This is a genomic window from Akkermansia sp. NBRC 115031 (assembly GCF_030268505.1).
Classification (GTDB): Bacteria; Verrucomicrobiota; Verrucomicrobiia; order Verrucomicrobiales; family Akkermansiaceae; genus Akkermansia; species Akkermansia massiliensis.
This window is the reverse complement of sequence record NZ_BSQU01000001.1, coordinates 364,968-390,731: the sequence shown is the minus strand read 5'-3', so window position 1 is coordinate 390,731 and position 25,764 is coordinate 364,968. Positions and strand designations below refer to the sequence as shown.

Sequence of the window (25,764 nt, the reverse complement as noted above, 5' to 3'; positions counted from 1 at the left end):
GGAGGCCAGTTTAAGGATTTTGAATCCGGACAATCACGCAAGACGCAGAAAACCGCCTGTTTATAAAAAATGTCCCGTCCATTCATCACAGGCGAATTCCGTCTGTGGCACAGCGGCGTTTCCTGATAACTTTTTCTTTTTCATTCATTCCTTATTGACACCGGATTCAAAATCCGCCTCCGGGGAAAAAGAAGCCGGATTACCAGGTATGTCCTCCGGTTTCCACCCCCCGGAATATGCCGTATGAACGAATATCCATCGTCCATAGGGGTCAGTTTACAAATTACAACATGAAAAGATATTTTCTATTTTCCTGCTGACCCTTTACACTTTCCGGGGAAAAAAATGATTGCCAGTCCGCGCCGCGGAATGATAAACGAAAAGCGCGTGCGAAAAACCGCGCGTGAAGCGTCAACCCAAATACAACAACAGAGAAGATGGCACAGACATATTCCCAGCGCGTGCTCGACTTGGTGAAAACCAGGAACAGCCACGAAAAAGAATTCATCCAGGCCGTTCAGGAAGTGCTCAACACGATTGAGCCGGTTCTGGCCGCGAATTCCAAGTATGAAGACCACGCGATTCTGGAACGGATCGTGGAACCGGAAAGAACCATCCTGTTCCGCGTGCCGTGGATCGACGACCGGGGCAAGGTTCAGGTGAACCGCGGGTACCGTGTGGAATTCAACAGCGCCATCGGGCCGTACAAGGGCGGCCTCCGCTTCCACCCCAGCGTGAACCTCGGCATTCTGAAGTTCCTGGGCTTTGAACAGGTTTTCAAGAACTCCCTCACCACCCTGCCCATGGGCGGCGGCAAGGGAGGCTCCGACTTCGACCCCAAGGGCAAGAGCGATAATGAAGTGATGCGCTTCTGCCAGAGCTTCATGACGGAACTCCAGCGCCACATCGGCGCGGATACGGACGTTCCCGCCGGGGACATCGGCGTGGGCGGCCGCGAGATCGGCTACCTCTTCGGCCAGTACAAGAGAATCCGCAATGAATTCACCGGCGTTCTCACCGGCAAGAGCCTGAACTGGGGCGGTTCCCTCATCCGTCCGGAAGCCACCGGCTACGGCTGCGTGTACTTCGCCCAGAACATGCTCGCCACCCGCAACGACGATTTGCAGGGCAAGGTTTGCCTGGTGTCCGGCTCCGGCAACGTGGCCCAGTACACGGTGGAAAAACTCAACGAACTGGGCGCGAAGCCCGTCACGATGTCCGATTCCAACGGCTACATTTACGATCCGGACGGCATTTCCCCGGAAAAACTGGCCTGGGTCATGGAACTCAAGAACAATCGCCGCGGCCGCATTGCGGAATACGTGAAGCAGTTCCCGAAGGCGCAGTACTTTGAAGGCCAGCGTCCCTGGAGCGTCCCGTGCGACTGCGCCTTCCCCTCCGCCACGCAGAACGAAATCAACGGAGAAGACGCCCGCACCCTCATCAAGAACGGCTGTACCCTGGTGGCGGAAGGCGCCAACATGCCCACGGACCTGGAAGGCATTGAAACCTACCTGGCCGCCAAAATCCTGTACGGCCCGGCCAAGGCCGCCAACGCCGGCGGCGTGGCCACCTCCGGTCTGGAAATGTCCCAGAACAGCCAGCGCCTCTCCTGGACGCGGGAGGAAGTGGACCACAAGCTGAAGAGCATCATGGCCAACATCCACGCGAACGCCCTGGCCCACGCCCAGGAATACTCTTCCGACAAATCCTTCACCAACTACGTCACCGGCGCCAACATTGCCGGCTTCGTGAAGGTGGCGGATTCCATGATCGACCAGGGAGTGGTTTGAGTCCCGGTTGTGACACACTTGCTGCCAACGTAAAACACAACAGAAGCGCCGGGTTCGCCCGGCGCTTTTCTTTTATTCCTTTCAAGGGGCCTCTCCGGCCCGGAAATAGCTTTAAATGCTGCGCCCGGCAGAACGAGCAGGAACATTCCACAGAAGGATTTTTCCGCCTGAAAAACTACTCCCGATTCCAAAAGGAACGTTCACCGGGAATTCACGGCAACAAATCCCCTGGTCCGGACCGGGAGACAGAATGGAAAAACGGAACCGGCATTTCACCGGACAACGGCCACGGATGTATTTTCCCCATTCCGGTTGCGAACCCGTTTCCATCAATAAAACGGCCGGCGCAATTCTTCCCGGTTCAAATCGTCAAAAAACCGGAGCATTACTCCTTCAGCAGACGGCAGACGGCCTGGGCCGCGTGTTCCGCCGCTCCGCCCTGCCCCAGCTTGTCGGAGGCCTGCTTCATGTCCGCCAGCAGGGCATCCCTGTTTTCCGGAACCAGCAGGCGTTCTATTTCCTCAATCACCTTGTCCGGCGTAAAATCAAACTGGATCAGCTCCTTGACTACGGATTTCTGCGCCAGAATGTTCACCATGCCGATGAAGCGTATTTTAATAAGCATGCGCGCCATCCAGTACGTGAGCAGGGGAACCTTGTACACCAGCATGTACGGAAGCCGGTGCAAGGCGGCCTCCATCGTGGCGGTGCCGGAAGCCACCACCCCCACGGCGGCGCGGTCCATCAGTTCATGATATCCCCCCACCGTAATGTGGAACAGCTCCGGCGGCATGCCGGCCTTCTGCGCCATGCCGCGCATTCTTTCTGCAAGCGCCTCCGTGGAAGCTGCGGTTTCAAAAGACAGCTCCGGCCGTTCCCCGGAAAGGCGGCGGACCACCTCTATCAACACCGGGAAATGCCTGTCAATCTCACGGTTCCGGCTGCCGGGAAAGAGACCGACCAGGGACGCCTCCCGGACGTCATCCTTCCGGATGGAAGCAATCTCGTCCACCAGGGGGTGCCCTACGAACTCCGTTTTCAGCCCGGCTTCCTGGAACAAGGGAGCCTCAAAGGGGAAGATGCACATCATCAGGTCCAGCATGCGCACCATCTTGGGAATGCGGCCGCGGTGCCATGCCCATACCTGCGGGGAAATAAAATAAATGATTTTGGTATGCGGGCAGCACTTGCGCACCTTTTCCGCCAGACGCAGGTTGAATCCCGGGTAGTCGATCAGAATGAGGCAGTCCGGCTGGTCCTGCCGTATCCGCTCCAGAATGGAGAGAAAACGCTTCCGGAACCACCCGTATTTCTTGAGCACCTCCACCACGCCGATGACGGCGGCTTCATCCGCCCAATCCTCCACGCCGGGGCATAACGCATGCATGCCGTGGCCGCCCAGTCCCCTGACCTCCATGCCGGGCATCAGGCGCAGCAGATTCTTCAACAGCAGGGCTCCGTGAATGTCCCCGCTCTTCTCGCCTGCTATCATGTAAAGCTTCATCACTCTCTGCAACGGCGCGCGCCGTATGCCTTCCAACCTTACCAGCCTCTTTTCCAAGGTGCAATAAAAGACTTTTCTTTCAAGGATTTTAATGCAAGATACGCGCCGTTATGCATGAGTTGATCTCACTTTGGATGTCCTGGGTGCAGGACTGGGGATATGCGGGCGTCATCGTCCTGATGGCCATGGAAAGCTCCATTTTCCCCGTCCCCAGTGAGGTAGTCATCCCGCCTGCGGCCATTCTGTCCGCCCAGGATGGAGCATCCATGAGCTTCTGGGGGGTGGTGGTTGCCGGAACGTTCGGCTCCTGGCTGGGATCCGCCATTACCTACGCCGTAGCCCGTATTGTGGGGCGCCCGGTCATCATGCGCTGGGGCAAATTCTTTTTCATGCCGCCCAACAAGGTGGAGAAGGCGGAAGTCTTCCTCCAGCGGTATGAGGTGTCAGGCGTTTTCTTCGCCCGCCTTCTGCCCGTCATCCGGCACCTGATCTCCATTCCCGCAGGCATTGTCCGCATGGGCTTCGGCGTCTTTTCCCTGGTCACCGTGCTCGGCGCGTTTGTCTGGTGCACGGTGCTCGCCTGGTACGGCCACCGCATCGGGGAACGGCATCCGGAACTGCTCAAGTCCCCGGAGGAGCTGATTTCCACCGTCAAGAGCGAAAGCCTTCCCCTTATTCTGGCCGTGCTGGTGCTGGCCGTCTGCTACATCCTCATGCTGCGCCTGACGGACCGCAAAAAACCGGAAGACGCCGCAGCGGACGCTCCCGCTGAAAAGGAGCAGTAAAAGAAAACCTTTTTCCCATGAACGGTTCCAAGGAAGACCGGGCAGTCCGGGCGCTGGATTACTTCCACCAGGGATACAACTGTTCCCAGTCCGTCTTTGCGGCTTTTGCAGACGTCTGCGGCCTGACGGAGGAAACGGCCCTGAAGCTCTCCTCCCCCCTGGGAGCGGGCATCGGACGCATGCGGGAGGTATGCGGCGCTTTTTGCGGACTGAGCATGCTGGCGGGGAGCCTGTATGGAAACAGCTCTCCGGAAACCGGAGAAAAGGAAAAAATCTTTTCCCTGGTCCAATCACTGGCCGCCTCCTTCAAGCAGGAATTCGGCACGCTTTACTGCAGGGAACTGCTGGGATTGTCTCCGGAACGCCTGGCTGCGGAGACGGCGCGCCCCGGAGAAAGAACCGCCGCCTACTACGCCTCCCGCCCCTGTGAACGCTGCATTGCCTTCTGCGCCCGCCACGGGGCCGAGCTGGAAGCAAAAGCCCGGCATCATTAAAATGCCCGGTCACCCATGGAGGGAAACCGGGCATTTTAATCAGACGGAAGATTCCGTCAATGAGCGGCCTGGGAACTGCATTTGCCGTCCGGGCAGGACGCCTTCAATTTGTCAATTTTTTCATTGGTTTCACCCATCCCTTCATCGTAGAAGCCCTGTTCATCCGGGGCCAGCACTTGAAGGAGGCGGAGGAATTCGCCCGCGTGTTCCTTTTCTTCATTGGAAATGTCCAAAAGGACTTCCTGCGCAAGCTTGTTATCGATGGATTCCGCAAGCTGGGTATAAAGCTGGATGGCCTCATATTCCGCAGCAATCATGAACCGGATGGCCCTTACCAATTCGTCATGGGTAAGCATCCGGTCTTCTTTTTGTCCACTAAATGCATTTGTAAATTCAGGCATGCAGGTATGACTCAAATCACCACTAATGTATTCAAAATGTTTTTGTCATATATTTTTCGCGACATTCTTTGAACTTTTTCCATTGAAAACGGTCTAAGGAATCCAGCATCGCATTCCGGCTTTTTTCCATATGAGGAAACGGCAGTTTTTCCCTCCTCAATTTTCCCGCTGCGGGACTTTCCCCACTGTCGGCATGAAATGAAAGAGGCGAGCCGGGACACATGCGCGGCATGAGAAAACGCCCGGATTTTTCGCGGAGAAAACCGGGCGTCTTGCAGTGGCGGCTGGAAAGCCCTTTAATGGGCGGCTTGGGAACTGCATTTGCCGTCCGGGCAGGACGCCTTCAATTTGTCGATCTTTTCATTGGTTTCCCCCATCCCTTCATCGTAGAAGCCCTGTTCGTCCGGGGCCAGCACTTGAAGAAGGCGGAGGAATTCGCCCGCGTGTTCCTTTTCTTCATTGGAAATATCCCAAAGAACTTCCTGGGCCAATTTGTGATCAATGGATGCGGCAAGCTGGGTATAAATCTGAATAGATTCATATTCCGCAGCAATCATGAACCGGATAGCCCTTACCAATTCATCATGGGTAAGCATCCGGCCTTCCTTCAATCCGCTAAATGCGTTTGTAAATTCAGGCATGCAGGTAGGACCGGATGGGCAAATCCTTCATTCAATATGCGTTTGTCATAATATCATGGAGCTTCTTTTGAACTTGCGCCATCAAAAACAGTGTAGGGGAAATTTCTCATCTTTCTTCCCAAAACACGGCAGGAGCGACGGTTGTTCTGCCGCCGCTCCTGCTGAAAACGTTCCGATCCGGAACAAATACGTTACTTGGCCTCCGCAGTCTTGGGCGCGTACTTCTTGAAAAATTCAACGTACTGGACAGGAGTCTGGCCGGGAATATAACCCGTGCGGCCCAGTTCCTTGCCCTCCGCGTCCACCACGACCATGGCCGGAACACCGGTGATTCTATACGTCTTGGCTTCCTTGGACTTGCTGAAATCAGAACTGCCGAACTCGAACTTGACGCCGATAGCCACGCCGTCCATGCCCTGTTTGAATTCCTTCTTGGAAAGGATTTCCTTCTCCAGCTTAATGCAGTAGCCGCACCAGGACGTTCCCGTGAAAAGAAGGACGATGGGAAGGCCGGTTTCCTCCGCCTGCTTCTGGGCGCTCTTCAGGCTCTTGCCCCAGCGGAATTTCACCTTCGCCGCCTTGGCGGCCTTGGCGGCGGCTTCCTTGTCCGCGGGAGTGCTCTGGGCCATGGAAACGCCGGAAACGCTGAATCCCAAGACGGCGCACAACGCAAAAATAAAATGTCTGTTCATCATACTTGTGAAATGTTCTTCCCAAATTAGCAAAAATACACCGCATAGGAAGAAAAATCAGCGTCTTCCTCCCGGCAGGAATGCTTCCTCCCCCTTTCACAAAATGGACCGCTTTCAAAAAAAGTATTGCTCTTTCCGCCTTAATCGGGTAATAATCTGCCCGCACTTCCAAAACGCGCGGTTAGCTCAGTGGTAGAGCAACACCTTGACATGGTGGAGGTCGTAGGTTCAAATCCTATACCGCGTACCATCTTCCTAAAATCCCGTCCCTTTCCGGACGGGATTTTTTATTGCCCCTCCCTGATGAATGGGATGATGCGGTCTGGCTCCTGTTGAAAAATGCCAGCATCAACGGACGGTTTGTGTAAAAATTGATGGAAGCTGCCTGAATAAGAATAAGTGTGGAAATACTATCCATACCTACTTACGGTAAAAGGTATAAGTCATATCTTCCTCCCTCCTCCATCCATACGGAAAAAAATATTTTTCCAACTTTTTTTGAACGCAAGCCCTGTTTCGGGACGCTAAAGGTATGAAGGCAGATGAAGGCCCCAGCCCTTGACCCTCCTTCCCTGATGAAATAATGACCATTAAAAGCCCGGCGGAAGAATTCTCCCGCCGGGCTTGCTTTTCAACCAATTCCGTTGCTGAAACGGCCCGGACGGCTACCGGGAAGTCAAACGGTCGTATAACTCATTGGCGTATCTGTGATTGGGATGGTTCACATTCATATACGCCTCATAAAGCGGATGGGAGGGATCCGACTCCATGCGCATGGCTTCCTCTGCCGGGGAGGGCGTTGCGGCCCCCGAATGATGAAGAGGAGCTTCATCAAGCAGGCGTGAGGCCTGGTACAGCAGGCGGATGACGTCCGGATTGGACCCTAGCCCCGGATTGTCAAGCAGGGCATCCGCATCCACTCCCGTCTCGGACGCAAGCCGCTGGAGTGCGGCGGTAGCCCTGCCCATGTTGCGCTCATAATTGGCGCCCCATTCCTGCTGCAGGGACTGTTCCGCCTGCGTTTCCATCTCCATCCGGGAATCCGCCATCTGTTCCCGGGCCTCCTCATATGCCTGGGCCATCGTTTCCTGGAGAGCGTTCATGGCTTCCGGCGGTACGCCGTAACGGTAGGCCGTGCGGGCCATGCGTTCTGCGAGCCCTGCATTCCACTCGCTTTCCGGCGTGGACTCCGGACGTTCCAGGCGGTAATCTTCCTCCGATTCCGGCAGGCCGGCCATCCGGCGGAACCGAGCCATCTGCTCCTCATTCTCCACGCCGGGATAATGCCGCAGGCGCTCCAGCTCCGCATAACTCTTCGCCAGCGCTTCCGGCGTCTTGAACTTGGAAAGGGACTTCTCCATCCCCTTCAACTCATCAAACCGGGCATACCAATCCGGAACAAAACCGCCGTCCTCCCCCAGAAGGGAAGGAAGAGGCACGGCTTGAGCCGCGGCTTCTGTCAACGCTTCCGCCTCCGGGGAAACTGCCCCGGAAAAATCCGCCTCCCCGGAGGGAGGGGCCATACTATTATCAATGGAATCAATCATTCTTTTCTTCTGCTGTGGATTCTTTAATGGCTAACTGAACTTGACGGCGGATGTACAGGAAAACCTCCCTGTAGGCATCGCGCCTCATGGCGTCCAGGGGGTCATAACTCCCCGGGCTGCCTTGAAAAACGGGCAAATCAGTCTGGAAGCGGGCTTCCAGAAAGGTCAGCGCCTCCCGCCCGTCCGGAGTGTCAAACACCCGGAAAAGCTGGCGCCTTCTGAGACGGGCCTCCCGGACGGAGGCCTCCTGCTGCAATGTCGTATCCTGGTTCATTCCTGAATCGTGGTTAACTGGTCAAGCAAGGGATTGAGGGAAGCGTACGGATCCTCTTCCGCCGGAGCCTGTGCGGCCCCCTGCTGGCGGTCCGCCCGTTCCTTCCGCATGGCCTGGACATCGGCCCAGGGCCTCAGCATGCTCTCCGGAGCGCCGTCCACACGGGTGGACAGGCGGAAGCAATGGTCCCAGTCCACATGATCCGCCAAATCCGGAGCGGCCTGCATCATCATATTCAGGCGCTGAAGGCTGCGGTCCATCCCCTCGCTCTGCAAGCGCCTGAGCACCAGCGCAATCTTTGACTGGTACACCACCCTGGGCTCTCCGACGGCAATGGAGCCGTCCCTCCCCTCCCGCAGAACGGCGCGGGGAGGCCTGGGAAACTTGCCCATGCGGAACAGCAGGGAGAAAATGCGCGTCATGGTGGAATACAGATCACTCACAAACAGCGTGAAGGACGGGGAAAACATCAGCACGCGCTCGTTCTCCCGGGCCATCACCTCCGTGGCGGTCATGCTGCCGCGGTGGCCGCTCCAAAGCTCCAGCATGGGCAGGTAATAGGCGCGCCGGATGGCGTCCTGCTTCTGCGCCAGACGGTCCATCCCGACGTCATACCTGCCCTGCGTGGCCCACTCCCGCGGAAGGTGGAGGGAGGCGGCCTCCGGGGTAATGACGGTTCTGCCGCCGGCACGCAGGTCCACCTCCCCAATCTGGTTGGCGAGCTCCAGAATGCGTGGGAAGGCGGCCACCTCCCCCAGCGTGTCCAGAATGCGGTTCAGGAACTGAACCTGCTGGATGGCGGGAAACACCAGCCTGCCGGGCGCGAGGCCGTACGGACCGCTGCCCCACTTCAAAAACCGGGTTACCAGGTAGGGAAACTCCATATATCCCCCCTCCTCCACGATCACTTGGTCGTCCAGGGACAGATACACGCTTTCAAACGGCATGTGGGCGGCCTGCTCCCTGCGGCGGCTCCGGCGGGTGCGCGGACGCACCACGTGCAGAAACCTCAGGGACGTGGCGTACGGATTGCCGCCGCGTTCCAGCACCTCCCGCGCCCTGGGCCCCAGGGCCTTCATGCCGAACATGGAACGCGCCTGGTGGGCGGTATAGGTAAACTCCCTGACGTAGGTATCCACCCGGCCTTCCGCATTCTCCGCACAGGCGAACTGACCGCACGGAATATTGGTGAACAGCAGCCTTCCGTCCGAGGAAGTTCCCGTAAACAAACTGCCGGTCCCCAAAGCCACGCGGTCCAGAAAACACTCATGGATCTCCGTATAGAAATTGGAAACGGACAGCTCCTTCAGGGCAATCTCCGAACACTGATTGTACCAGGCCTCCGCCTCGTCCCCTCCCCGGTCGTCCGGAGCCGACCACTTGAACCACACGTCATGGCTGGGCGTAATGTAGGACATATGGCCGCTGGCCAGCTTCTGGCACGCCTCCACGGCAGTGGTATCCGTCATGCGGTCCATGGCGTCCCTGTTGGGGAGGGAAACCTCCCCTTCCCGGTTCAGGCGGCGGGGCAGCACGTAATCCCTCAGGCAGTCCCACCACGTCTCCCACGGCGCGCGCTGGGCGGCCAGGGACTTGTACACGGAATTCAGCTCCGCAACTCTCTCTTCCATGGCGGTGCCTATCCCAGGGTTTTCCTAAGCAGGGTCCGGGGATTGACCTCCCCCTGCCCGACGGAAGAATTGCGGCGCGCCAGAATGGTGGAAATCATCCCCTGCCTCTGCCGCTCCCGGGCCTGATAATCTTCTCCCACTTCCTCTCCCACGCTCTCCGCCTTAACCGGGATGGCCTGCTCCGGAGCTGGAGTGGAAGGAGTGGACGGTTTCATGAATCCCATAATCTCTTTTACTTTCTATGCATGGTTTATACTGATGGCCCCTTCCGCCTGCCGCACGGACGATCCATGCGGCGGGAACGTTCGCTCCCCGCGGAGGAAAAGGGCGGTCTCCTCACCTGCCCGGAATTGCCCGGGAAGGTGCATGCATTTATCAAATAGATGAATTGGAGGAAAATGCATCCGGGGAAAAACCGGGCGCATACGTGCCACCGGTGGCATCAAAGAGGGTGTTCCCAAACGTGATGCATTCCGCATCCGTTTCCGCCAAACATGTGGCGTTATGATCAATGAATCCTTACTTCAGCCGGACACTCCCTCCGCGCTGGACATCTGCAACGCGGCGCTCTCCAAAATAGGGGAGGCTCCGCTGGACGCGCTGATTGCCAATGAATCCACGGCATCCCGTCTCTGCGTTCTTCATTACCACCCGGCACGGAGGGAAACCCTCTGCATGGCGCGCTGGACCTTCGCCACCACGCAAACCACGCTGGACTCCGTCTCCGCTCAGGCGCCCAACTCCCTGACACCCTATCAATTCACCCTGCCTGCGGACTGCCTGCGCGTGCTGGATGTGGAATGCACGGAATGGAAAATGCAGGGAAGGCGCATCCACGCCTCCCGCGCGCCGCTGCCCATGAGCTACATAGCCGACATTGAAGACGCCGAACAATTCGATCCCCTCTTCATGGACGCGCTGGCTACCCGCCTGGCAGAAAAGCTGGCCATGCCCCTGACGGGCAACCAAAGCCTTCGCCAGAATCTTCACCAGGAATTCCATAAAATCATTCTCCCGCAGGCGGCAACCGTCAATGCGGTGCAGAGCTTCTCCAACGACTCCCACCCCCTGCTGGACCTGCTGAGGAAAATCAAGTCGCCCGCCTGCCCGGAGGAATGTGAATAACAGGAGAATAACAAGGCAGCAACATAATAACAACTTGTGAATACAAGCTCATGAAAGCCCTGGACTTCATACAGATATTCGCCTCCAACGTCCGCAGGCTGGACTTCCGCCTCAGCAGCGCCCAGGTCATCCTGGCCGTCATTGCCGGATACAGGCGCCACAGTACCATTACGGAAGCCACGCGCTTGCATCCCAATACCGTTACCAACATCCTGCAGGACCTCATTGCACAGGGATACATCAACCGCTTCGGGGACAGCCGCCCTTACGTCTACCGCCCCACCGCGGATGGGGAACAGCTTGCAGGAAACCTGCTGGATAAAAACACCCTACCCAGCCCATGAAAGAGCCCCTGCTCAGCACGGAAGAAAAACGCCGCTGGCTGGCCCGCGTCTTCCGGGATACGGATGGAGAATACTCCCAGGCGGACAAATTCAAGGCGCTGGTGGAAGATACCAAACTGGCGGCCCTCCAGCAGGAAGAGGAGGAATTCAAACGCCAGCGGGAAGCGGGCGCCGCACCGCAGGACCCCATTCTGACCCTGCTCCAGTCCCTCCCTCCCGCAGAACTCGATCTGAACCGGCAGCCCCCGGCTGAAAAATAAACAACGAAACCCGAAAAAAAGCTCTCCAGACCAAACAAGCCTGGAGAGCTTTTCATTTTTAGGAAGAGTTATGCAAATCCGGACATAGCAAGCCTTTCCGATGTTTCAATCCACGCACTCCTTGCGGAGTGCGACCCAGCATGGAAAGCCACCCTTGCGTGCCAGCCCAGTTTCAATCCACGCACTCCTTGCGGAGTGCGACCCGGTATTCCGGCTGCTTGTGCCAGGGAAAAAAGGTTTCAATCCACGCACTCCTTGCGGAGTGCGACCAGCCATGGATCACCTCCCGGCCGGCCAGTTGCTCGTTTCAATCCACGCACTCCTTGCGGAGTGCGACGCTGCCAGGCCACATGCGTGAACCCTCTACTGGCGTTTCAATCCACGCACTCCTTGCGGAGTGCGACATTGCTCTATGGAGCGCGTGCAGCGCAGTCGGATGTTTCAATCCACGCACTCCTTGCGGAGTGCGACGGGAAGGTAATGCAGGGGCCTATGATAGACCCTGTTTCAATCCACGCACTCCTTGCGGAGTGCGACGCCGTCTTGGCAGCCAATATTCGGACATCCGTCGTTTCAATCCACGCACTCCTTGCGGAGTGCGACCCGCGCTACGGTATGAGGCTATATAGTCTCCATCTGTTTCAATCCACGCACTCCTTGCGGAGTGCGACTTTCACAGGTACAGGGATGAACGTTTCCCCTTCCGTTTCAATCCACGCACTCCTTGCGGAGTGCGACCTAACTTTGTTGCTCATTATAAGCTTGCTTTATTGTTTCAATCCACGCACTCCTTGCGGAGTGCGACTGCGCCTGACCATATACATTGTTATTCAACAGCGCAAACGATACTTTGCGCCAACCTCCCGAAGAAGGCCATCATCACCTAGCCTTCTCTTCTAAGTATTCATCTGTCAATCTTCCATTCCCAATGTATTACGCCAATCGCCGATCTCCCGGGAAATTGGTGTGAGCTTGGGGTTGGCGCAAAGGCCGTGCTCAGACAGCTTTTAAATGATCAAAGGGCCGGAAATGTCGAAACTCTTCTCCTTGCCCAATTGCTCTATTTTATGATGCCAATTGGACCCCATGTGATAAATTCTCAGGCTGTCGCTCTCGTTATCAATAATCTTAAGCAGCTTGTTCCTGATGTCAACCAATTGGGCCGGAGCCAGCTCACATTCAAACACGGAATTCTGCACTCTCTGACCGATATTTTCACAGGCGCGGACAACTTGACGCAACCGCCGCTGCCCGGCCTTGTCATCCGTAGCTACATCATAAGTAATGAGAATATACATGGCTAAGGAGCGTTTTACTTGCCAATAAACGGAGGATAGCAGTCCAGGTCTCCGCGCAAATGACGTGCTAGCAAAAGGGCCTGGATGTGAATCAGCAATCCCTGTGTCGTCTTTTCCTGAAGGAAGGGGTGCACCAAAACGGTCTTCTTGCGCTCCTGCCAGGCATTCAATACTTTCTTACGGGAATCTTCCTTCAAAAAGACGGCGCCGGATTCCTCCTTGTCGAAATCATCTGCGGAAATTTGCTTGCGGTTGATTAGCGTAAGAGCCAGGCGATCAGCCAGCGGCGCCCGGAATTCTTCCATCAGGTCCAAGGCCATTCCGGGACGCCCCGGACGGTCGCGATGCAGAAAACCGGCGGCCGCATCAATGCCGGCGCTTTCAAGAGCGGACCTGGCATCATGGCACAACAGACTATATAGAAAAGATAGAAGGGCGTTAAAACAATCCTTGGGAGGACGCCTGTTGCGGCCTTCAAACACTAACTCCGGCTCTTCCGTCCTCTGGCAATGGGACACGCAGGAAAAATATGTTTCCGCAGCGGAACCTTCAATGCCCCGCAGCATATCGCCGGAACTGCACCCGCGGGCCATGCGGCAAAAAGCAGCCAGACGGTCCACCGCTTCCGACAAATCTTTCCCGTAAGTTCTCTGCGCTCTTAAAAGCAAACTGCGGCAATTGGCAATTTTGGCTCCTATCATTTCCCGGGCAACGCCAACCCATCTTGCCTCATCATCAGCCCAGCGGTATTGCTCCCGGCGCAGCAGGATATTTCCCTTCATGAAGCCCTGGACGCCAGCCAGGAATTTACCGTAAGGATTGCAGAAGGAAAGCGTGATGCCGCGCTCCGCACAGGCCCCCATCAAATAAGGGGAAACTCCTATGTCCCATCCCAGCGTCACAATACCCTCCAAATTATGGAGGGGAACCCGCAGCAAACATGTTCCTTCCGAATTGACTTTCACGGTATCGCCATCCTTGGACAGCCAGCATCCCTCCAGCGTCACAAACAAGGTATTTAAATGTTTCTTCATAAATCATCAGCTTCACTTGCACCCAGACTATCTTCAAACACACTATCCACCCGGGCTTTCATGGTCTGCCTGTGCTCTCGGCAAACGTCAGGAAGACAATCATTGACCAGGGAACAGGACTTGCAGGCTTTGGAATACATGGGCAACGGCGTCACTCCCCCGGTTAACACCTCCCTGGCATTCCTGATAACCCCGGCTGTCAGAGTACGCAGCTCTTCATCAAATACCACCTCCATCCTTTTCTGGGTCTTTCCATAAAATAGAAAACCGGAAGGAATGTCCACCCCGAACATTTCTTCCAGGCACAAGGCCTGGGCGCACACCTGCACTTCATCCGCACGGTGCGGTTTGGGCTTGCCCACCTTGTACTCCACGGGCGTCATGGATACGGGAATGCCGCCTTTCTCTGCATAAACAGCCTCCACGACATCCGCAATGCCATGAATTCCCCATTGGAGGGAGGAAATATGAAGAGAACGCAGAATCCTCTTTCGCCCGCGGTTTTCCGTCATGCCGGAATCCGCCCGTTCATGAAATACATTCCCCTCCGCCGTAAATTGGTTCTCTTCCCATATACACTCCAGATAAATCAGCGCGCATTGCCTGGGACAATACAGGTAATGCTGTAATGCCGCCAGGGGCACTGAAAAAAAGGAAGAAGGCATCTTGGAAATTCTGTTCAGGGTGAAACACTAAATAAAATACTAAATTAATCAATTCATATATTGCAAATGATCATATGGAACCTATGATAGTTTCTCATGTATCAGGCTCGCCCCCATCAGTCTCTTTCCACTCACGAACAAGAATGTGCCCGTACGATGTCCACCCTGCTTGCTCCCTTAGGACTATCACAATTTGGGGCCTTGATCGGCGGCATGCACGACTTCGGCAAAATGAGTGCAGACTTTCAGCAATACATGGATGCTCTCTCTCAAAATATCAGTCCTCCAATTCCAAAAGGCGGCATAGACCATTCCACTGCAGGAGCCCAGTTTGTCTGGAATTATTTTCCCATCCCGGCGGACTCTGAAGAATTTTTTATCTTCCGGCAAATCATTGCTTTATGTATTGCCTCCCATCACAACTCTGCTCTCATTGACTGCTTCCGTGGCACGATGTCCGGAGATGACGTATTCTCCAAGCGCATGGAAAAATCCGGAGAGAAAACCCATCTTGATGAAATCCTGTCCAAATTGACGTTTCAGGAGAAAGATCATTACTACTCTCTCCTGAAAAAAACGGAACTGTCCACGGAATTCAAGAATGTTTACACCCTCCTTACCACCCTGTTTGGCCACTCTCCAAAAAAACAAGCATTCCATGCCGGACTAATCGCACGGTTCTGTTTGAGCAGCCTTATCGAAGCGGATTACACCAGTGCTTCCGGAAGAGGAAGCTACGAAAGCATTCCGGAACCGGATTGGGAAGGAATGTTAAAAAACTTGAATGAACATCTCGAACAATTCAAGGCTGATACACCCATCAATCAAAGCCGGGCAGCTATGTCACAGGAGTGCCTTCAAGCTGCGCCAGGACAAGTTGGCAAGTGGAACCTTACCCTTCCCACCGGTGCAGGCAAAACCCTCTCAAGCCTCAGATTTGCCCTGGAACATGCACGGCGGCACCATTTGTCACGCATCATCTACATCATTCCCTATACCTCCATTCTTGACCAAACGGCCAATGCCATCCGGAAAGTGCTCGGAGATGAATATAAAGGCTGCATCCTGGAGCATCATTCCAATCTGGTGAAGGAAACCCTTAACAAGGAGGGAAAAATGGAACCATGGTCACCGGAAAGAAAAACCTGGTACATGGAAGCCACTCAAACATGGAACGTTCCCATTGTACTCACTACATCCGTCCAATACTTGAATGCCTTATATGCATCCGGCAAACAGCATGTGCGGCGCATGCACTCCCTGGCAAATGCCGTTGTTATTTTTGACGAAGTGCAAGCTATTCCCCCAACCTCACTACGGCTTTTTGAACATTCGCTGGATTTTCTCTCCGGCATCTGCCACAGCAGCGCCATCCGCTGTACGGCTACTCCTGCGGAAACTGCCACGGAAGACGGAACGCATGCTCATCTCATCGAAACACCTATTATTCCGGACAGCCAAGCTTACTTCGATCAATTTAGCCAATTCCGTCAATGCGAGGTTGTCTGTGAACGGAAACCCTCCAATTACTGGACTGTAGAAAAAATGAGGGACTCCATCATGGAGCAAGCTTCCTCCAACGGTCCCACCCTCGTCATCGTAAACACCAAAAACCTGGCCTCCAAACTGGCCTGCGCCTGCCGGGACCTGAATACAGAGACGGACATTTTCCACCTCAGCACCAACATGTGCCCTGCCCACAGGAAAGAAATCATCACGAACCGTATTGACAAAGCATCTCTGGAAAAGGCCAGAAGGACGGGAAAAGCCGTTGTGTGCATCAGTACCGGCCTCATTGAGGCCGGAGTGGACGTAGATTTTGACGTCATCATACGGAGCGTGGCCGGCCTGGATTCCTGCACTCAGGCAGCAGGCCGATGCAACAGGGACGCCAACCGCCCCGGAGGAAGAGTTATCCTGATTAATCCTGCAGGCAATCTGGAAAAACTGGATTTTCTACCGGAACTTGAAATCGGAAGAGAAATTGCGATGGGAATGCTCTGTGATCCTGAAGAAGGAGGAATTCTGGGAAACAAATCTGTTTCGCTTTATTTTAAGGAATTCTATGGCAAACTCACCCGCTCGCATAATCATGACCATCTGTCCTACCCGTTTACATGCTCCGGCGTCGCCACCAACATGGAGGATGCGCTATCTCAAAATTTCAAACTGCTGACAGTTTCCCGTCAGCAGCCCAAATATGCTCCCCTCCGTCTTTTCCAGGCCTTTGACTCGGCAGCACGCCACTATCATCCGATCCAGGTTGATACAATAGCTGTTATCACCCCTTATGGAAGAGGAGAAGAATGCAGGGAAAAGCTCTGGAACATGAATCCTCATACGGATGAAGAATGGAAACAATGGAATGAATGGCTCCAAAAAGCCAGAGCCTATTCCGTCGCGATTTCCAACCGACTTCTTGGAAAATACTTGAATGCGGGAGACATCATGCGTATACAGGAAGGAGTGGATATTTATACAACAGTCACTAATAAATATGATCCATTTCTGGGCTTTCTCACAGACCCCGGAGAGACTTCCGGTGCGCTGACTATTTCCCGGATTTAAAAATTTCAACAGCTTCATATTCATGCTTAATCAAATCGAATTTAAGGTCTACGGGAAATATGCGCTTTTCTCCGACCCTCTCACCCGGATAGGCGGAGAAAAATGTTCTTATCAAATCCCCACTTATGAAGCCCTGAAAGGAATTGTAAAGGCGGTCTACTGGAAACCCACCCTGATCTGGTTAATTGACGAGGTGAGAATAATGCGCCCTATCCGTCTGGTTCCCAAAAATATGAAACTGATCAAATATCATGAAGCCGGGGCGGATTTATCCGTATATACCTACCTTCAAGACGTGGAATATCAAGTCAAGGCTCATTTTGAATGGAACATGTACCGTCCGGATATGTCCAAGGACCGGATCGACGGCAAGCATTATGAAATTGCCCGTCGCATGATTGACCGCGGAGGACGTAGGGACATCGCGTTGGGAACCAGGGAATGCCAGGGATACGTAGAACCATGCCGGTTTGGAGAAGAAAAGGGATTCTATGACCAATATGGAAACACGTCCTTCGGACTCATGTTCCATGGTTTCAATTATCCAGATGAAACGGGAAAAGAGGAGCTTTCCATACGCTTTTGGCGTCCGGTCATGGAAAATGGAACGATCCGCTTCATGCGCCCTGAAGAATGCGAAATTGTCAAGCATGTACGCCCCATGGCGGCATGCCCGCCAAGATCCAGCGGACTGAATGATCTGAGCCTGGGAGAATGAAAGGAAAAAGAAAAAGATGAACTGGATGCACGCCTTATACGCCACCTATGAACAAAACCGTGATTATGTGGGTCGTATTGACAAAGAACCGGCCCACGGCAACAGGAAAGAACGCCTCATTACCCCTCTTCTCCCGCTGTACCACAGCATGCAGAATGCTCACATCACCATCACACTGAACAAACAGGGAGAGCTAATTAATGCATCCCTCAACAATCAGAATAGTCAACCCACCATCATCCCCGTTACGGAAGCCTCAGGAGGCCGCACCAGCGGAGCCTGTGCCCACCCTTTGTGTGACAAGCTCCAATATGTGGCAGGTGATAACGCTGACTATTTCCCTCCGGAAGAATCCCCGGCCAAACGGACCAAACAACTCAAAACCCTTCAGGAATCCTACGAACAATATGAACAGCAATTATCGGAATGGGCGGCGTTTGATCCCGATAATGTCAAACTGAATGCCGTTCTGGCCTATATTCGTAAAAAATCCCTGATCACGGACTTGATCAACGGGGGAATCCTATATGCGGAAGATTCCACCAACACTCTGCTTCCTGTATGGAAAGGGGATAAACAGGAAATGCCCGCCATCTTTGAAATTCTGGGAGCGTCCACCCAGGAAAATGCGTTCATAAGATGGAAGATCAACAACAAGGATGGAAGCCCTCCGGAAGTGTATGAAGACCCCGCCATGTACGAATCCTGGCGAATTTATACGGAATCCAAGGCCAACAAAGAAGGGATGTGCTATGTCCTGGGAAAAACAGCACCTTTGGCAACCACTCACCCGGCCCGCATCAGAAACGCCGGAGACAAGGCTAAACTCATTTCTTCCAATGACAGTTCCGGCTATACCTACCGCGGCAGATTCATTGAAGCGGATGAAGCGTGCGGAGTAAGTACGGAAGTCACCCAAAAAGCCCACAGCGCGCTTCGCTGGCTTATCTCCCGCCAAGGCTGGTATGATGGAGATCTTGTCGTTCTCGCCTGGTCTCCCGGTCTGTTGAAAGTTCCGTCTCCCTGCGGCAATGTGCAGGAATGGGAACACTACACGCCCGACCAGCCAACACCGAATGACCAGGTCACCCAATTGGTTAAGCAATTTAAAAAAGAACTCTCCGGAGGAGGAAAAGAGTTGCTGCGGACATCATTGAATGAAAACGATATTAAAAACCGTGTTCTTGTTCTCAGCTTGAATTCTGCGTCGCCGGGGCGCATGTCCCTCTCCAGCTTTCAGGAATTTACCGTCTCCGAATACCTTAACAACCTGCTTTCCTGGCATTCCAAAGCCAGTTGGAAACAACGCCTTCCTAAAGACAAGGAAGGAAACGACCGATCTTATATTGGCGCGCCGTCTATCTCCATGATTGTCAAAGCAGCGTATGGAATAAAGGTAGACGATAAACTACGCAAACACGCCCTCTCCAGACTACTACCTTGTATTCTTCACAATCTTCCCATCCCTCCGGACTTGGAAAAGCAATGCGTCATCCAGGCATCCAAACGGCATGCCATGGAATGGTGGGAATGGGAAATGACCTTGGGAGTATCCTGTTCCGTTTATCTTTATAACCATCCACAAACAAATACTTCGTCCTCAGATACCATGAGCCTTGATCCAAAAATCACAGATCGCAGTTACCTCTTCGGCCGTCTTTTAGCCGTTGCAGAAGCCATCGAAACATCAGCGTTAAATATCACGAAAACCTCCCGCCCCACTAATGCGGAAAAACTTATGCAGCGGTTCCAGCAAAGACCGTCAGAAACATGGCCCATGCTGGAAAAAAGCATTCAGCCCTATCGTAACATTTTGAAAAAAAATGAAAACACCGTTTCTTTCTTGAGAAGCTATGATGCTTACATAGACAATATCATGGAAACATTCCTCATGGGACAGTTCATGGATAACGGACCATTAACCGGCGCCTACCTCCTCGGTTACCACTGCCAGAGAGCCTTCATTTACAAAACTAAAGAAGAAAAAAATGCTGAACTGGCAAAATAAATCTTAGAATAAAACATTAATTCAACACTATAAAACCACATCATGAGCCTTAATCATAAAATCGACTTTGCCGTCATCTTTACCGTTACAAACGCTAACCCCAACGGAGACCCCCTCGATGGCAACCGGCCCAGAACCACTTTGGAAGGACTCGGAGAAATCTCCGATGTCTGTCTTAAAAGAAAAATCCGCAATAAGCTGATGGACATGGGACAAAACATCTTTGTCCAGTCAGACGACAGACGTGTAGACGACTATAAAACATTGAAAGAACGTGCTACTCCCATCCTGAAACAAAAAGGTACGTCTGCTGAACTGGCACAAAAAGCCTGTCAGGAATGGTATGATGTGAGAGCTTTTGGACAGGTCTTTGCCTTAAAAGACAAAGATGCGGCAAAAGGCACCGGCGTCTCCATAGGAATCAGAGGCCCAGTCACTATTCAACCTGCCTTCAGCAGAGATACGGTGAATATCACTAGTACACAAATCACGAAAAGCGTCAGCAATGACGGAGACGGCAGTAAAAAATCTTCCGACACCATGGGCATGAAGCACCGGGTAGACAAGGGCACCTATGTCTTCTTTGGAGCAATCAATCCGCAGCTGGCAGAACTCACAGGCTTCTCGGATGAAGATGCATCCATTTTCAAACAAGCGCTTCCTCAGATGTTTGAAGGAGATGCCTCCTCTGCACGACCGGAAGGTAGCATGTCTATTCAAAAAGTCATTTGGTGGGAACATAACTGTAAAAGCGGTCAATACTCTTCTGCCAAGGTTCACCATTCCATTGAAGTCTCCGAGGATGGAAATATTGTAAAGAAATATGATCTACCGGGGTTAACCCCGGAAATGATTGAAGGCTTCTGATCTGTTTCTTTTCACAAATATCAAAACACCCTTCACTAAAAATGAAGGGTGTTTTTAATGAGTGTTATAGCCAACTGCTCCTTCTCATTCCAGGGATAGTAGGCCGTTCAGTCTGCGACATCTAAATCCACGCACCCGTGTGGGTGCGACGAGCCAGAAGGACTTTGTGGAATTTCTGGAGGAGTTTCAATCCACGCACCCGTAAGGGTGCGACCGGAGCCGGCTGAGTAGGCAGTCAGGACATCGGTGTTTCAATCCACGCACCCGTAAGGGTGCGACCTGCGCTTCCCGCGCGCGCTGAATGAGTTTACAGTTTCAATCCACGCACCCGTAAGGGTGCGACGGATCCTTTTTCTTGCTGGCTCCCGTAAGGCCAAGTTTCAATCCACGCACCCGTAAGGGTGCGACAGTTACATCAGACATGACGACAAGAAACGGTTAGTTTCAATCCACGCACCCGTAAGGGTGCGACCCTGCAACATTATCGACGAAACCTACATTAAGAAGTTTCAATCCACGCACCCGTAAGGGTGCGACTAACGCCAGTATGTCCGGGGTGGACTATTTCGGCGTTTCAATCCACGCACCCGTAAGGGTGCGACGCTATGAGTGAACAAGTTAGAGATTCTTACGAAAGTTTCAATCCACGCACCCGTAAGGGTGCGACACATGGGTTCGACTAGTTCGCTTAGGTCGTTTCGGTTTCAATCCACGCACCCGTAAGGGTGCGACTTCACGGCCCAATCCCTTCCCGGCCTCATCCAGCGTTTCAATCCACGCACCCGTAAGGGTGCGACCGGAGGGTTTGCCGGGGGAAGAGAGGTAGATGCAGTTTCAATCCACGCACCCGTAAGGGTGCGACCACAAAGGTTGGAATGGTCCTAGGCTTGACCTTGGTTTCAATCCACGCACCCGTAAGGGTGCGACCTTCTGATGTGGTCCATGCGATTTATCGTAAATGTTTCAATCCACGCACCCGTAAGGGTGCGACGATATGCTTCCTGTCCAGCGGCCCCCATGAGGGAGTTTCAATCCACGCACCCGTAAGGGTGCGACTTCCACCCATTCAAGATTTTCCGCACGGTTATCTGTTTCAATCCACGCACCCGTAAGGGTGCGACGTTTCCCGGGTATAATCACCCTACCTACCCTCCAGTTTCAATCCACGCACCCGTAAGGGTGCGACATGGCTAACCCCATAGCGGGGTATACGACTTTTGTTTCAATCCACGCACCCGTAAGGGTGCGACATGACATAGCCAGAATATGTGTCACTATCCTCTACGTTTCAATCCACGCACCCGTAAGGGTGCGACTAGGAAGTTGAGCCGGAAAGACACGGTATACCGGGTTTCAATCCACGCACCCGTAAGGGTGCGACTTGAGCCCCCGGCTGTCTGACGTAACGCGCCCGGAGTTTCAATCCACGCACCCGTAAGGGTGCGACGTTGTTATTGGTTAGGGGTAGTGAAGTACTTGAAGTTTCAATCCACGCACCCGTAAGGGTGCGACCTAACTTTGTTGCTCATTATAAGCTTGCTTTATTGTTTCAATCCACGCACCCGTAAGGGTGCGACGGCGGAAGGGGATATGCGTTGAAAGTTAGTGGTACAAATCGCTTTTTGCGCCAACCTCTTTCAGGATGCATATTCCTTACGCCTTATATTTTATTGGAGGGAATGTCAATCTGCTGATTTCAAGGACTTACAGGAATCGCCGATCTACCGGGGAATTCCTGTGAGCTTGGGGTTGGCGCAAACAGATCAGCGGTTCAGCATTCATTTTGGAATTGCTGATTCCCATCTGGTTCACCAACCTGTTTTTAATGCTAGATGGTCAGCGGCCTATCGTCCAGCAACTTTTTCCTTCTCTGCCATTCCAAAAACAAAAGGCCGCTCCATATTAATGGAGCGGCCTTGAAGTGTTTTCCGGCATCGGCGGCTGTCAAAGGCGCTGTTAACGCACACGGGCAATAAGCCAGTGCAACAGGTCCTTGATGGCGACGCGTTCCTGTTCCATGGAGTCGCGGTGGCGAATAGTTACCGTGTCCTTGAGGGAGGCATCGTTTTCCCCAAGGGTTTCAAAGTCCACCGTGATACAGAAAGGTGTACCCACTTCATCCTGGCGGCGGTAGCGGCGGCCGACGGCTCCCGTTTCATCATAGAAGACGGGCATCCACGGCTGGAGCGTTTTTTCAATTTCCCGGGCGATGCGCACCTGTTCCTCGTTTTTCTTGAGCAGCGGGAAAATAGCGGCCTTGATGGGAGCCATCCGGGGCACAAAGCGGAGCACGGTACGGACGTCTTTCTTGCCTTTGTCATCCACCAGTTCTTCTTCATCATAAGCTTCACAGATGATGGCCAGAATGGTGCGGTCACACCCGGCGGAGGGTTCCACCACATGGGGAATGAATTTTTCCCGCGTTTCTTCGTCAAAGTATTCCAACGGGCGTCCGGAACCTTTCTGGTGACAGCTCAGGTCATAGTCCGTGCGGTAGGCAATGCCTTCCAGTTCCTGGATGCCAAACGGGAATTCGTATTCCAGGTCATAGGTTTTCTTGGAGTAGAAGGCTCGTTCGCCGTCCGGAACGTCCAGAATATGGATGTGTTCGCGCGGCACGCCCACTTCGTCATAGAAGCAGAGGCGGTGTTCCAGCCATTCATCCACCAGGCGCAGACCGTCTTCCGGCCGGCAGAAGTATTCGATTTCCATTTGTTCGAATTCGCGGGAACGGAAGGTGAAGTTGCGCGGGTTGATTTCGTTGCGGAAGGATTTGCCGATCTGGGCGATCCCGAAGGGGAGCTTCACGCGGGAGCTGTCCAGGATGTTCTTGTATTGGCAGAAGATGGACTGGGCCGTTTCCGGGCGCAGCCAGCCAGTGGCATTGGGATCGTTTTCATCGGAGGTGGCTCCGATGGTCGTCTTGAACATGAGGTTGAATTCACGGGCTTCCGTCAGCAGGGAACCATTGGCGGGGTTGTACATGGTGGAGTCCGTTATGGCCTCCATTCGCTCGCCTTTCAGTTCCATTTCCTTGTGGGAGACGTCCTTGCCTGCTAGCTGGGCATAGTACTGGGCCGCGGTCTTGCGGGCCTTGTCCGCCTGTTTTTCAGAGTCCACCAGCACGGAGTATTCCTTTTCCATGCTCCAGGAGCCATCCTTTTTAGCGGCTCCGGTGTAGAAAAATCCCATGCCGCTCTGGGCCGGCACCTGGTCGGCGCGCAGGCGTTCCTTGGTCAGCAGACAGTCGCACATCGGGTCGGAGAATCCGCCCACATGGCCGGATGCCACCAGTACGGAGTTATGCGTCAGGATGGAACCGTCCATGCCGACCACATCGTCGCGCTCCTGCACGTTTTTGCGCCACCAGTATTCCTTGAGGTTGCGCTTGAGTTCCACCCCCATGGGACCGTAGTCCCAGCAACCATTCAGACCGCCATATATTTCAGCTGCCTGGAAGATGAAACCCCGCCTTTTGCAGAGGCTCACGATTTTCTCCATTCGGGCGGGATCTGTATTGGTTCTGTCTGCCATGATAATATCTATAATTGGGTTGGCTATGCGGGTTGTATTGATGACCGCAATCAGCGGCCAGTGAAAGCAAAAAGCGTGTCTTCTCAAGAATTCCAGGGGAGAGGCACATCCTTGAGCAGCTGGGAGTCATATCCAGCTTCCACCAGCGTGCGGAAGGCTTCCATCGCCTCCGGAGTCACAGGTTGTTCCGTGGAAAAACCGCGCCTGGGGTATTCCAGTATCCGCTGGAAGTCCCCCACCATGGCGGAGACAACCAGCTCCCGCGGCAGTTCCGGGGTCAAGTATTCCCGGAAAGTGACGGGAGGGGAGCTGACCGCCACCTGCGCTTCCGGCCACTGGGCCTGGAGCGTAGCCAGCGTACGCCGCTCCATGTACGGTTTTTGCAGGGCAATGAGGCTGGCAGGGTCCGGGATGCCGGCCTTTTTCAGGATTGTACGGGAAAAGCGGACGTTTTCCCCGGTGTTGGTAGATTTATTTTCAATGAGGATACGGTCTTCCGGCACTCCCTTTTTCATGGCCGCCTCAGCAAAGAGTTCCGCTTCCGGCACGGCCCATTCCCCTGTAAAACGCCCCATCCCGCCGGAAAAGAGCAAGAGGGGAGCCAGCTTCCGAGCATAGAGTTCCGCCGCATATTCCGCCACCCGCACGTCATTGCTGCCAAGGATGAAGATGAGGTCCGCCGGGCGCAGCTCCTGCTTCACATGATGGTATTCCCACAAAATTTCTATCGATTCTTCCGGAGTCATCGGCCCTATGTACCCAAGAAGTTCCTTTCTGTAAACGCCGGATTCACCACAGTCCGTATTTGCCCCATTCCAGCGCGGCCCATCCCAGCAGCGCATTCGCCACCGCATGCATGACGATGACGGCGCACAGGTTTTTCTGCCACACGGCAAGAAGGTACGCCAAGGAACCGTAAATGAAGGCGCCGCAGTAGTCCACAGGCTGGTGCACGGCCATGAAACAGAGAGTGGTCACCCAGTACGCTTTCCAGCTATGCGTGCCGAAGGGGATTTTCCAGGGATGCTCCAGGTTCACCATCAGGCGCATCAGATAACCGCGCCAGAAGAGTTCCTCCACCAGCGCCACCACCACCACGGCACGGAAGAAGCGCAGGACCAGCGCCGCCAGCCAGCTCCAGGAATCCGGGGCAAAGACGACGCCGGGATCAAAGCCTTCCGGGCGCATGTCAATTCCCAGCAGGTACCGGTACCATGGCCAGGAGGGGTGGCCAAACCATGCATCCGGACCGCCCGGCAGACGGTCCGCCGCCATCGTAGGGGCCAGCCAGCACAGGATGCCCAGCACGCCGAAGAGGATTCCCCATGCGGCGGGTTTCCATTTCCAGTCCCAGTCAATGGCTTTTCTCCACCACAGGAGCAGGACAAAGCAGACGATGGCCTGCACAGGGTACAGCCATTGCTCCGGCGCCCTTCTCCACCAGGCGGCGGCGGGGTGGTTCCATTCCAGGAACGGCCCGCCAAACTGCCACAGCAGGGTAAAGCCCATGAACACCGCAAACGGCGCTACGTACGCCCTTGTTTTCAGGGCCTCCGGGACGGAGTTCATGGACGCGGAGGG

The 25,764-nt window shown here is 54.1% G+C and carries 24 protein-coding genes, 1 tRNA gene and 2 CRISPR repeat arrays; of the genes, 11 read left to right on the top strand and 14 right to left on the bottom strand.

Annotated elements, in window-relative coordinates; all coding sequences use genetic code 11:
- Positions 1-437: 437 nt before the first annotated feature.
- Positions 438-1,793 carry an NADP-specific glutamate dehydrogenase gene (gene gdhA, locus QSJ36_RS01555; protein WP_022398002.1) on the top strand — a complete coding sequence of 452 codons (1,356 nt, stop codon included), beginning with the start codon at positions 438-440 and terminating at the stop codon, positions 1,791-1,793.
- 385 nt (positions 1,794-2,178) lie between these two features.
- Here gdhA and lpxB read toward each other — a convergent pair whose 3' ends face one another.
- Positions 2,179-3,285 (bottom strand): lipid-A-disaccharide synthase, encoded by a 1,107-nt coding sequence (lpxB, locus tag QSJ36_RS01550; RefSeq protein WP_285466391.1) that lies wholly within the window; start codon positions 3,283-3,285, stop codon positions 2,179-2,181.
- 122 nt (positions 3,286-3,407) lie between these two features.
- On the opposite strand from lpxB, the gene QSJ36_RS01545 reads away from it, so the two are divergent.
- Entirely contained in the window at positions 3,408-4,082 is a 675-nt protein-coding gene (locus QSJ36_RS01545; protein WP_240454312.1) for a DedA family protein, read from the top strand.
- A 17-nt stretch (positions 4,083-4,099) separates the two neighbouring features.
- Entirely contained in the window at positions 4,100-4,576 is a 477-nt protein-coding gene (locus tag QSJ36_RS01540) for a C-GCAxxG-C-C family protein (protein WP_102722245.1), read from the top strand.
- A gap of 56 nt (positions 4,577-4,632) precedes the next feature.
- On the opposite strand, the gene QSJ36_RS01535 is transcribed toward QSJ36_RS01540, so the two are convergent.
- The 3 genes from QSJ36_RS01535 to QSJ36_RS01525 all read right to left on the bottom strand — a co-directional run bounded on the left by QSJ36_RS01535 (position 4,633) and on the right by QSJ36_RS01525 (position 6,313).
- Entirely contained in the window at positions 4,633-4,977 is a 345-nt protein-coding gene (locus tag QSJ36_RS01535) for a ferritin family protein (RefSeq protein WP_102722244.1), read from the bottom strand.
- 296 nt (positions 4,978-5,273) lie between these two features.
- Positions 5,274-5,618: a ferritin family protein gene (locus QSJ36_RS01530; RefSeq protein WP_022398007.1), complete on the bottom strand. Its 345-nt coding sequence runs from the start codon at positions 5,616-5,618 to the stop codon at positions 5,274-5,276.
- 191 nt (positions 5,619-5,809) lie between these two features.
- The gene (locus QSJ36_RS01525; protein ID WP_022398008.1) at positions 5,810-6,313 is read right to left on the bottom strand and encodes a thioredoxin family protein; all 504 of its coding nucleotides are present in this window, start codon (positions 6,311-6,313) and stop codon (positions 5,810-5,812) included.
- A gap of 172 nt (positions 6,314-6,485) precedes the next feature.
- On the opposite strand from QSJ36_RS01525, the gene QSJ36_RS01520 reads away from it, so the two are divergent.
- Positions 6,486-6,560, top strand: a tRNA-Val gene (locus tag QSJ36_RS01520).
- A gap of 415 nt (positions 6,561-6,975) precedes the next feature.
- On the opposite strand, the gene QSJ36_RS01515 is transcribed toward QSJ36_RS01520, so the two are convergent.
- The 4 genes from QSJ36_RS01515 to QSJ36_RS01500 are packed head-to-tail and all read right to left on the bottom strand — an operon-like array spanning position 6,976 to position 9,977.
- Positions 6,976-7,857: a hypothetical protein gene (locus QSJ36_RS01515; RefSeq protein WP_285466383.1), complete on the bottom strand. Its 882-nt coding sequence runs from the start codon at positions 7,855-7,857 to the stop codon at positions 6,976-6,978.
- A complete protein-coding gene (locus tag QSJ36_RS01510) occupies positions 7,850-8,131 on the bottom strand; it encodes a hypothetical protein (protein WP_102722242.1) in 282 nt (93 codons plus the stop codon). The genes QSJ36_RS01515 and QSJ36_RS01510 overlap by 8 nt, the downstream gene beginning before the upstream one ends.
- Positions 8,128-9,762 carry a portal protein gene (locus QSJ36_RS01505; RefSeq protein ID WP_285466377.1) on the bottom strand — a complete coding sequence of 545 codons (1,635 nt, stop codon included), beginning with the start codon at positions 9,760-9,762 and terminating at the stop codon, positions 8,128-8,130. The genes QSJ36_RS01510 and QSJ36_RS01505 overlap by 4 nt, the downstream gene beginning before the upstream one ends.
- Positions 9,763-9,770: 8 nt before the next feature.
- On the bottom strand, positions 9,771-9,977 hold the full coding sequence (locus QSJ36_RS01500) for a hypothetical protein (RefSeq protein ID WP_102728419.1): 207 nt from the start codon (positions 9,975-9,977) through the stop codon (positions 9,771-9,773).
- Positions 9,978-10,266: 289 nt separating this feature from the next.
- Between QSJ36_RS01500 and QSJ36_RS01495 the strand changes: the two genes are divergently transcribed.
- Genes QSJ36_RS01495 through QSJ36_RS01485 form a run of 3 tightly spaced genes read left to right on the top strand, consistent with a single transcriptional unit; the run spans position 10,267 to position 11,491 of the window.
- On the top strand, positions 10,267-10,887 hold the full coding sequence (locus tag QSJ36_RS01495; protein ID WP_022398013.1) for a hypothetical protein: 621 nt from the start codon (positions 10,267-10,269) through the stop codon (positions 10,885-10,887).
- Between the two features lie 50 nt (positions 10,888-10,937).
- Complete coding sequence (locus QSJ36_RS01490) at positions 10,938-11,231, top strand: BlaI/MecI/CopY family transcriptional regulator (protein WP_022398014.1); 294 nt, start codon at positions 10,938-10,940, stop codon at positions 11,229-11,231.
- Positions 11,228-11,491 carry a hypothetical protein gene (locus QSJ36_RS01485; protein WP_022398015.1) on the top strand — a complete coding sequence of 88 codons (264 nt, stop codon included), beginning with the start codon at positions 11,228-11,230 and terminating at the stop codon, positions 11,489-11,491. The genes QSJ36_RS01490 and QSJ36_RS01485 overlap by 4 nt, the downstream gene beginning before the upstream one ends.
- Positions 11,492-11,593: 102 nt before the next feature.
- Positions 11,594-12,296: direct repeats of the CRISPR family, unit length 33 nt; unit sequence GTTTCAATCCACGCACTCCTTGCGGAGTGCGAC.
- A gap of 202 nt (positions 12,297-12,498) precedes the next feature.
- Here QSJ36_RS01485 and cas2 read toward each other — a convergent pair.
- Genes cas2 through cas4 form a run of 3 tightly spaced genes read right to left on the bottom strand, consistent with a single transcriptional unit; the run spans position 12,499 to position 14,488 of the window.
- Complete coding sequence (gene cas2, locus QSJ36_RS01480; protein ID WP_285466370.1) at positions 12,499-12,789, bottom strand: CRISPR-associated endonuclease Cas2; 291 nt, start codon at positions 12,787-12,789, stop codon at positions 12,499-12,501.
- 14 nt (positions 12,790-12,803) lie between these two features.
- Positions 12,804-13,823 carry a type I-C CRISPR-associated endonuclease Cas1c gene (cas1c, locus tag QSJ36_RS01475; RefSeq protein ID WP_102722926.1) on the bottom strand — a complete coding sequence of 340 codons (1,020 nt, stop codon included), beginning with the start codon at positions 13,821-13,823 and terminating at the stop codon, positions 12,804-12,806.
- Positions 13,820-14,488 (bottom strand): CRISPR-associated protein Cas4, encoded by a 669-nt coding sequence (cas4, locus tag QSJ36_RS01470; protein WP_285466365.1) that lies wholly within the window; start codon positions 14,486-14,488, stop codon positions 13,820-13,822. Before cas4 ends, cas1c begins: the two co-directional genes overlap by 4 nt.
- A gap of 156 nt (positions 14,489-14,644) precedes the next feature.
- Here cas4 and cas3 point away from each other — a divergent pair, with 156 nt between their 5' ends.
- The 4 genes from cas3 to cas7c are packed head-to-tail and all read left to right on the top strand — an operon-like array spanning position 14,645 to position 20,649.
- Complete coding sequence (gene cas3 / locus QSJ36_RS01465; protein WP_285466364.1) at positions 14,645-17,056, top strand: CRISPR-associated helicase Cas3'; 2,412 nt, start codon at positions 14,645-14,647, stop codon at positions 17,054-17,056.
- Between the two features lie 22 nt (positions 17,057-17,078).
- Positions 17,079-17,774 carry a type I-C CRISPR-associated protein Cas5c gene (gene cas5c / locus QSJ36_RS01460; protein WP_285466362.1) on the top strand — a complete coding sequence of 232 codons (696 nt, stop codon included), beginning with the start codon at positions 17,079-17,081 and terminating at the stop codon, positions 17,772-17,774.
- A gap of 16 nt (positions 17,775-17,790) precedes the next feature.
- A complete protein-coding gene (gene cas8c, locus QSJ36_RS01455; protein ID WP_285466360.1) occupies positions 17,791-19,782 on the top strand; it encodes a type I-C CRISPR-associated protein Cas8c/Csd1 in 1,992 nt (663 codons plus the stop codon).
- Positions 19,783-19,824: 42 nt separating this feature from the next.
- Positions 19,825-20,649: a type I-C CRISPR-associated protein Cas7/Csd2 gene (gene cas7c, locus QSJ36_RS01450; RefSeq protein WP_102728414.1), complete on the top strand. Its 825-nt coding sequence runs from the start codon at positions 19,825-19,827 to the stop codon at positions 20,647-20,649.
- Between the two features lie 119 nt (positions 20,650-20,768).
- Positions 20,769-22,226: a CRISPR direct-repeat array (repeat unit 31 nt; unit sequence GTTTCAATCCACGCACCCGTAAGGGTGCGAC).
- Positions 22,227-22,605: 379 nt separating this feature from the next.
- On the opposite strand, the gene QSJ36_RS01445 is transcribed toward cas7c, so the two are convergent.
- From QSJ36_RS01445 to QSJ36_RS01435, 3 genes are all read right to left on the bottom strand, one after another.
- Complete coding sequence (locus QSJ36_RS01445; RefSeq protein WP_022398052.1) at positions 22,606-24,183, bottom strand: glycine--tRNA ligase; 1,578 nt, start codon at positions 24,181-24,183, stop codon at positions 22,606-22,608.
- Positions 24,184-24,266: 83 nt separating this feature from the next.
- Entirely contained in the window at positions 24,267-24,929 is a 663-nt protein-coding gene (locus tag QSJ36_RS01440; protein ID WP_102730348.1) for a YdcF family protein, read from the bottom strand.
- A 43-nt stretch (positions 24,930-24,972) separates the two neighbouring features.
- Positions 24,973-25,752 carry a CPBP family glutamic-type intramembrane protease gene (locus QSJ36_RS01435; RefSeq protein ID WP_285466352.1) on the bottom strand — a complete coding sequence of 260 codons (780 nt, stop codon included), beginning with the start codon at positions 25,750-25,752 and terminating at the stop codon, positions 24,973-24,975.
- Positions 25,753-25,764: the final 12 nt, after the last annotated feature.

Excerpts from the sequence above, each read along its gene's own strand:
- gdhA (WP_022398002.1), top strand. The coding sequence starts at position 438 with ATGGCACAGACATATTCCCAGCGCGTGCTCGACTTGGTGAAAACCAGG.
- lpxB (WP_285466391.1), bottom strand. The coding sequence starts at position 3,285 with ATGATAGCAGGCGAGAAGAGCGGGGACATTCACGGAGCCCTGCTGTTG.
- QSJ36_RS01545 (WP_240454312.1), top strand. The coding sequence starts at position 3,408 with ATGCATGAGTTGATCTCACTTTGGATGTCCTGGGTGCAGGACTGGGGA.
- QSJ36_RS01540 (WP_102722245.1), top strand. The coding sequence starts at position 4,100 with ATGAACGGTTCCAAGGAAGACCGGGCAGTCCGGGCGCTGGATTACTTC.
- QSJ36_RS01535 (WP_102722244.1), bottom strand. The coding sequence starts at position 4,977 with ATGCCTGAATTTACAAATGCATTTAGTGGACAAAAAGAAGACCGGATG.
- QSJ36_RS01530 (WP_022398007.1), bottom strand. The coding sequence starts at position 5,618 with ATGCCTGAATTTACAAACGCATTTAGCGGATTGAAGGAAGGCCGGATG.
- QSJ36_RS01525 (WP_022398008.1), bottom strand. The coding sequence starts at position 6,313 with ATGATGAACAGACATTTTATTTTTGCGTTGTGCGCCGTCTTGGGATTC.
- QSJ36_RS01515 (WP_285466383.1), bottom strand. The coding sequence starts at position 7,857 with ATGATTGATTCCATTGATAATAGTATGGCCCCTCCCTCCGGGGAGGCG.
- QSJ36_RS01510 (WP_102722242.1), bottom strand. The coding sequence starts at position 8,131 with ATGAACCAGGATACGACATTGCAGCAGGAGGCCTCCGTCCGGGAGGCC.
- QSJ36_RS01505 (WP_285466377.1), bottom strand. The coding sequence starts at position 9,762 with ATGGAAGAGAGAGTTGCGGAGCTGAATTCCGTGTACAAGTCCCTGGCC.
- QSJ36_RS01500 (WP_102728419.1), bottom strand. The coding sequence starts at position 9,977 with ATGAAACCGTCCACTCCTTCCACTCCAGCTCCGGAGCAGGCCATCCCG.
- QSJ36_RS01495 (WP_022398013.1), top strand. The coding sequence starts at position 10,267 with ATGATCAATGAATCCTTACTTCAGCCGGACACTCCCTCCGCGCTGGAC.
- QSJ36_RS01490 (WP_022398014.1), top strand. The coding sequence starts at position 10,938 with ATGAAAGCCCTGGACTTCATACAGATATTCGCCTCCAACGTCCGCAGG.
- QSJ36_RS01485 (WP_022398015.1), top strand. The coding sequence starts at position 11,228 with ATGAAAGAGCCCCTGCTCAGCACGGAAGAAAAACGCCGCTGGCTGGCC.
- cas2 (WP_285466370.1), bottom strand. The coding sequence starts at position 12,789 with ATGTATATTCTCATTACTTATGATGTAGCTACGGATGACAAGGCCGGG.
- cas1c (WP_102722926.1), bottom strand. The coding sequence starts at position 13,823 with ATGAAGAAACATTTAAATACCTTGTTTGTGACGCTGGAGGGATGCTGG.
- cas4 (WP_285466365.1), bottom strand. The coding sequence starts at position 14,488 with ATGCCTTCTTCCTTTTTTTCAGTGCCCCTGGCGGCATTACAGCATTAC.
- cas3 (WP_285466364.1), top strand. The coding sequence starts at position 14,645 with ATGTCCACCCTGCTTGCTCCCTTAGGACTATCACAATTTGGGGCCTTG.
- cas5c (WP_285466362.1), top strand. The coding sequence starts at position 17,079 with ATGCTTAATCAAATCGAATTTAAGGTCTACGGGAAATATGCGCTTTTC.
- cas8c (WP_285466360.1), top strand. The coding sequence starts at position 17,791 with ATGAACTGGATGCACGCCTTATACGCCACCTATGAACAAAACCGTGAT.
- cas7c (WP_102728414.1), top strand. The coding sequence starts at position 19,825 with ATGAGCCTTAATCATAAAATCGACTTTGCCGTCATCTTTACCGTTACA.
- QSJ36_RS01445 (WP_022398052.1), bottom strand. The coding sequence starts at position 24,183 with ATGGCAGACAGAACCAATACAGATCCCGCCCGAATGGAGAAAATCGTG.
- QSJ36_RS01440 (WP_102730348.1), bottom strand. The coding sequence starts at position 24,929 with ATGACTCCGGAAGAATCGATAGAAATTTTGTGGGAATACCATCATGTG.
- QSJ36_RS01435 (WP_285466352.1), bottom strand. The coding sequence starts at position 25,752 with ATGAACTCCGTCCCGGAGGCCCTGAAAACAAGGGCGTACGTAGCGCCG.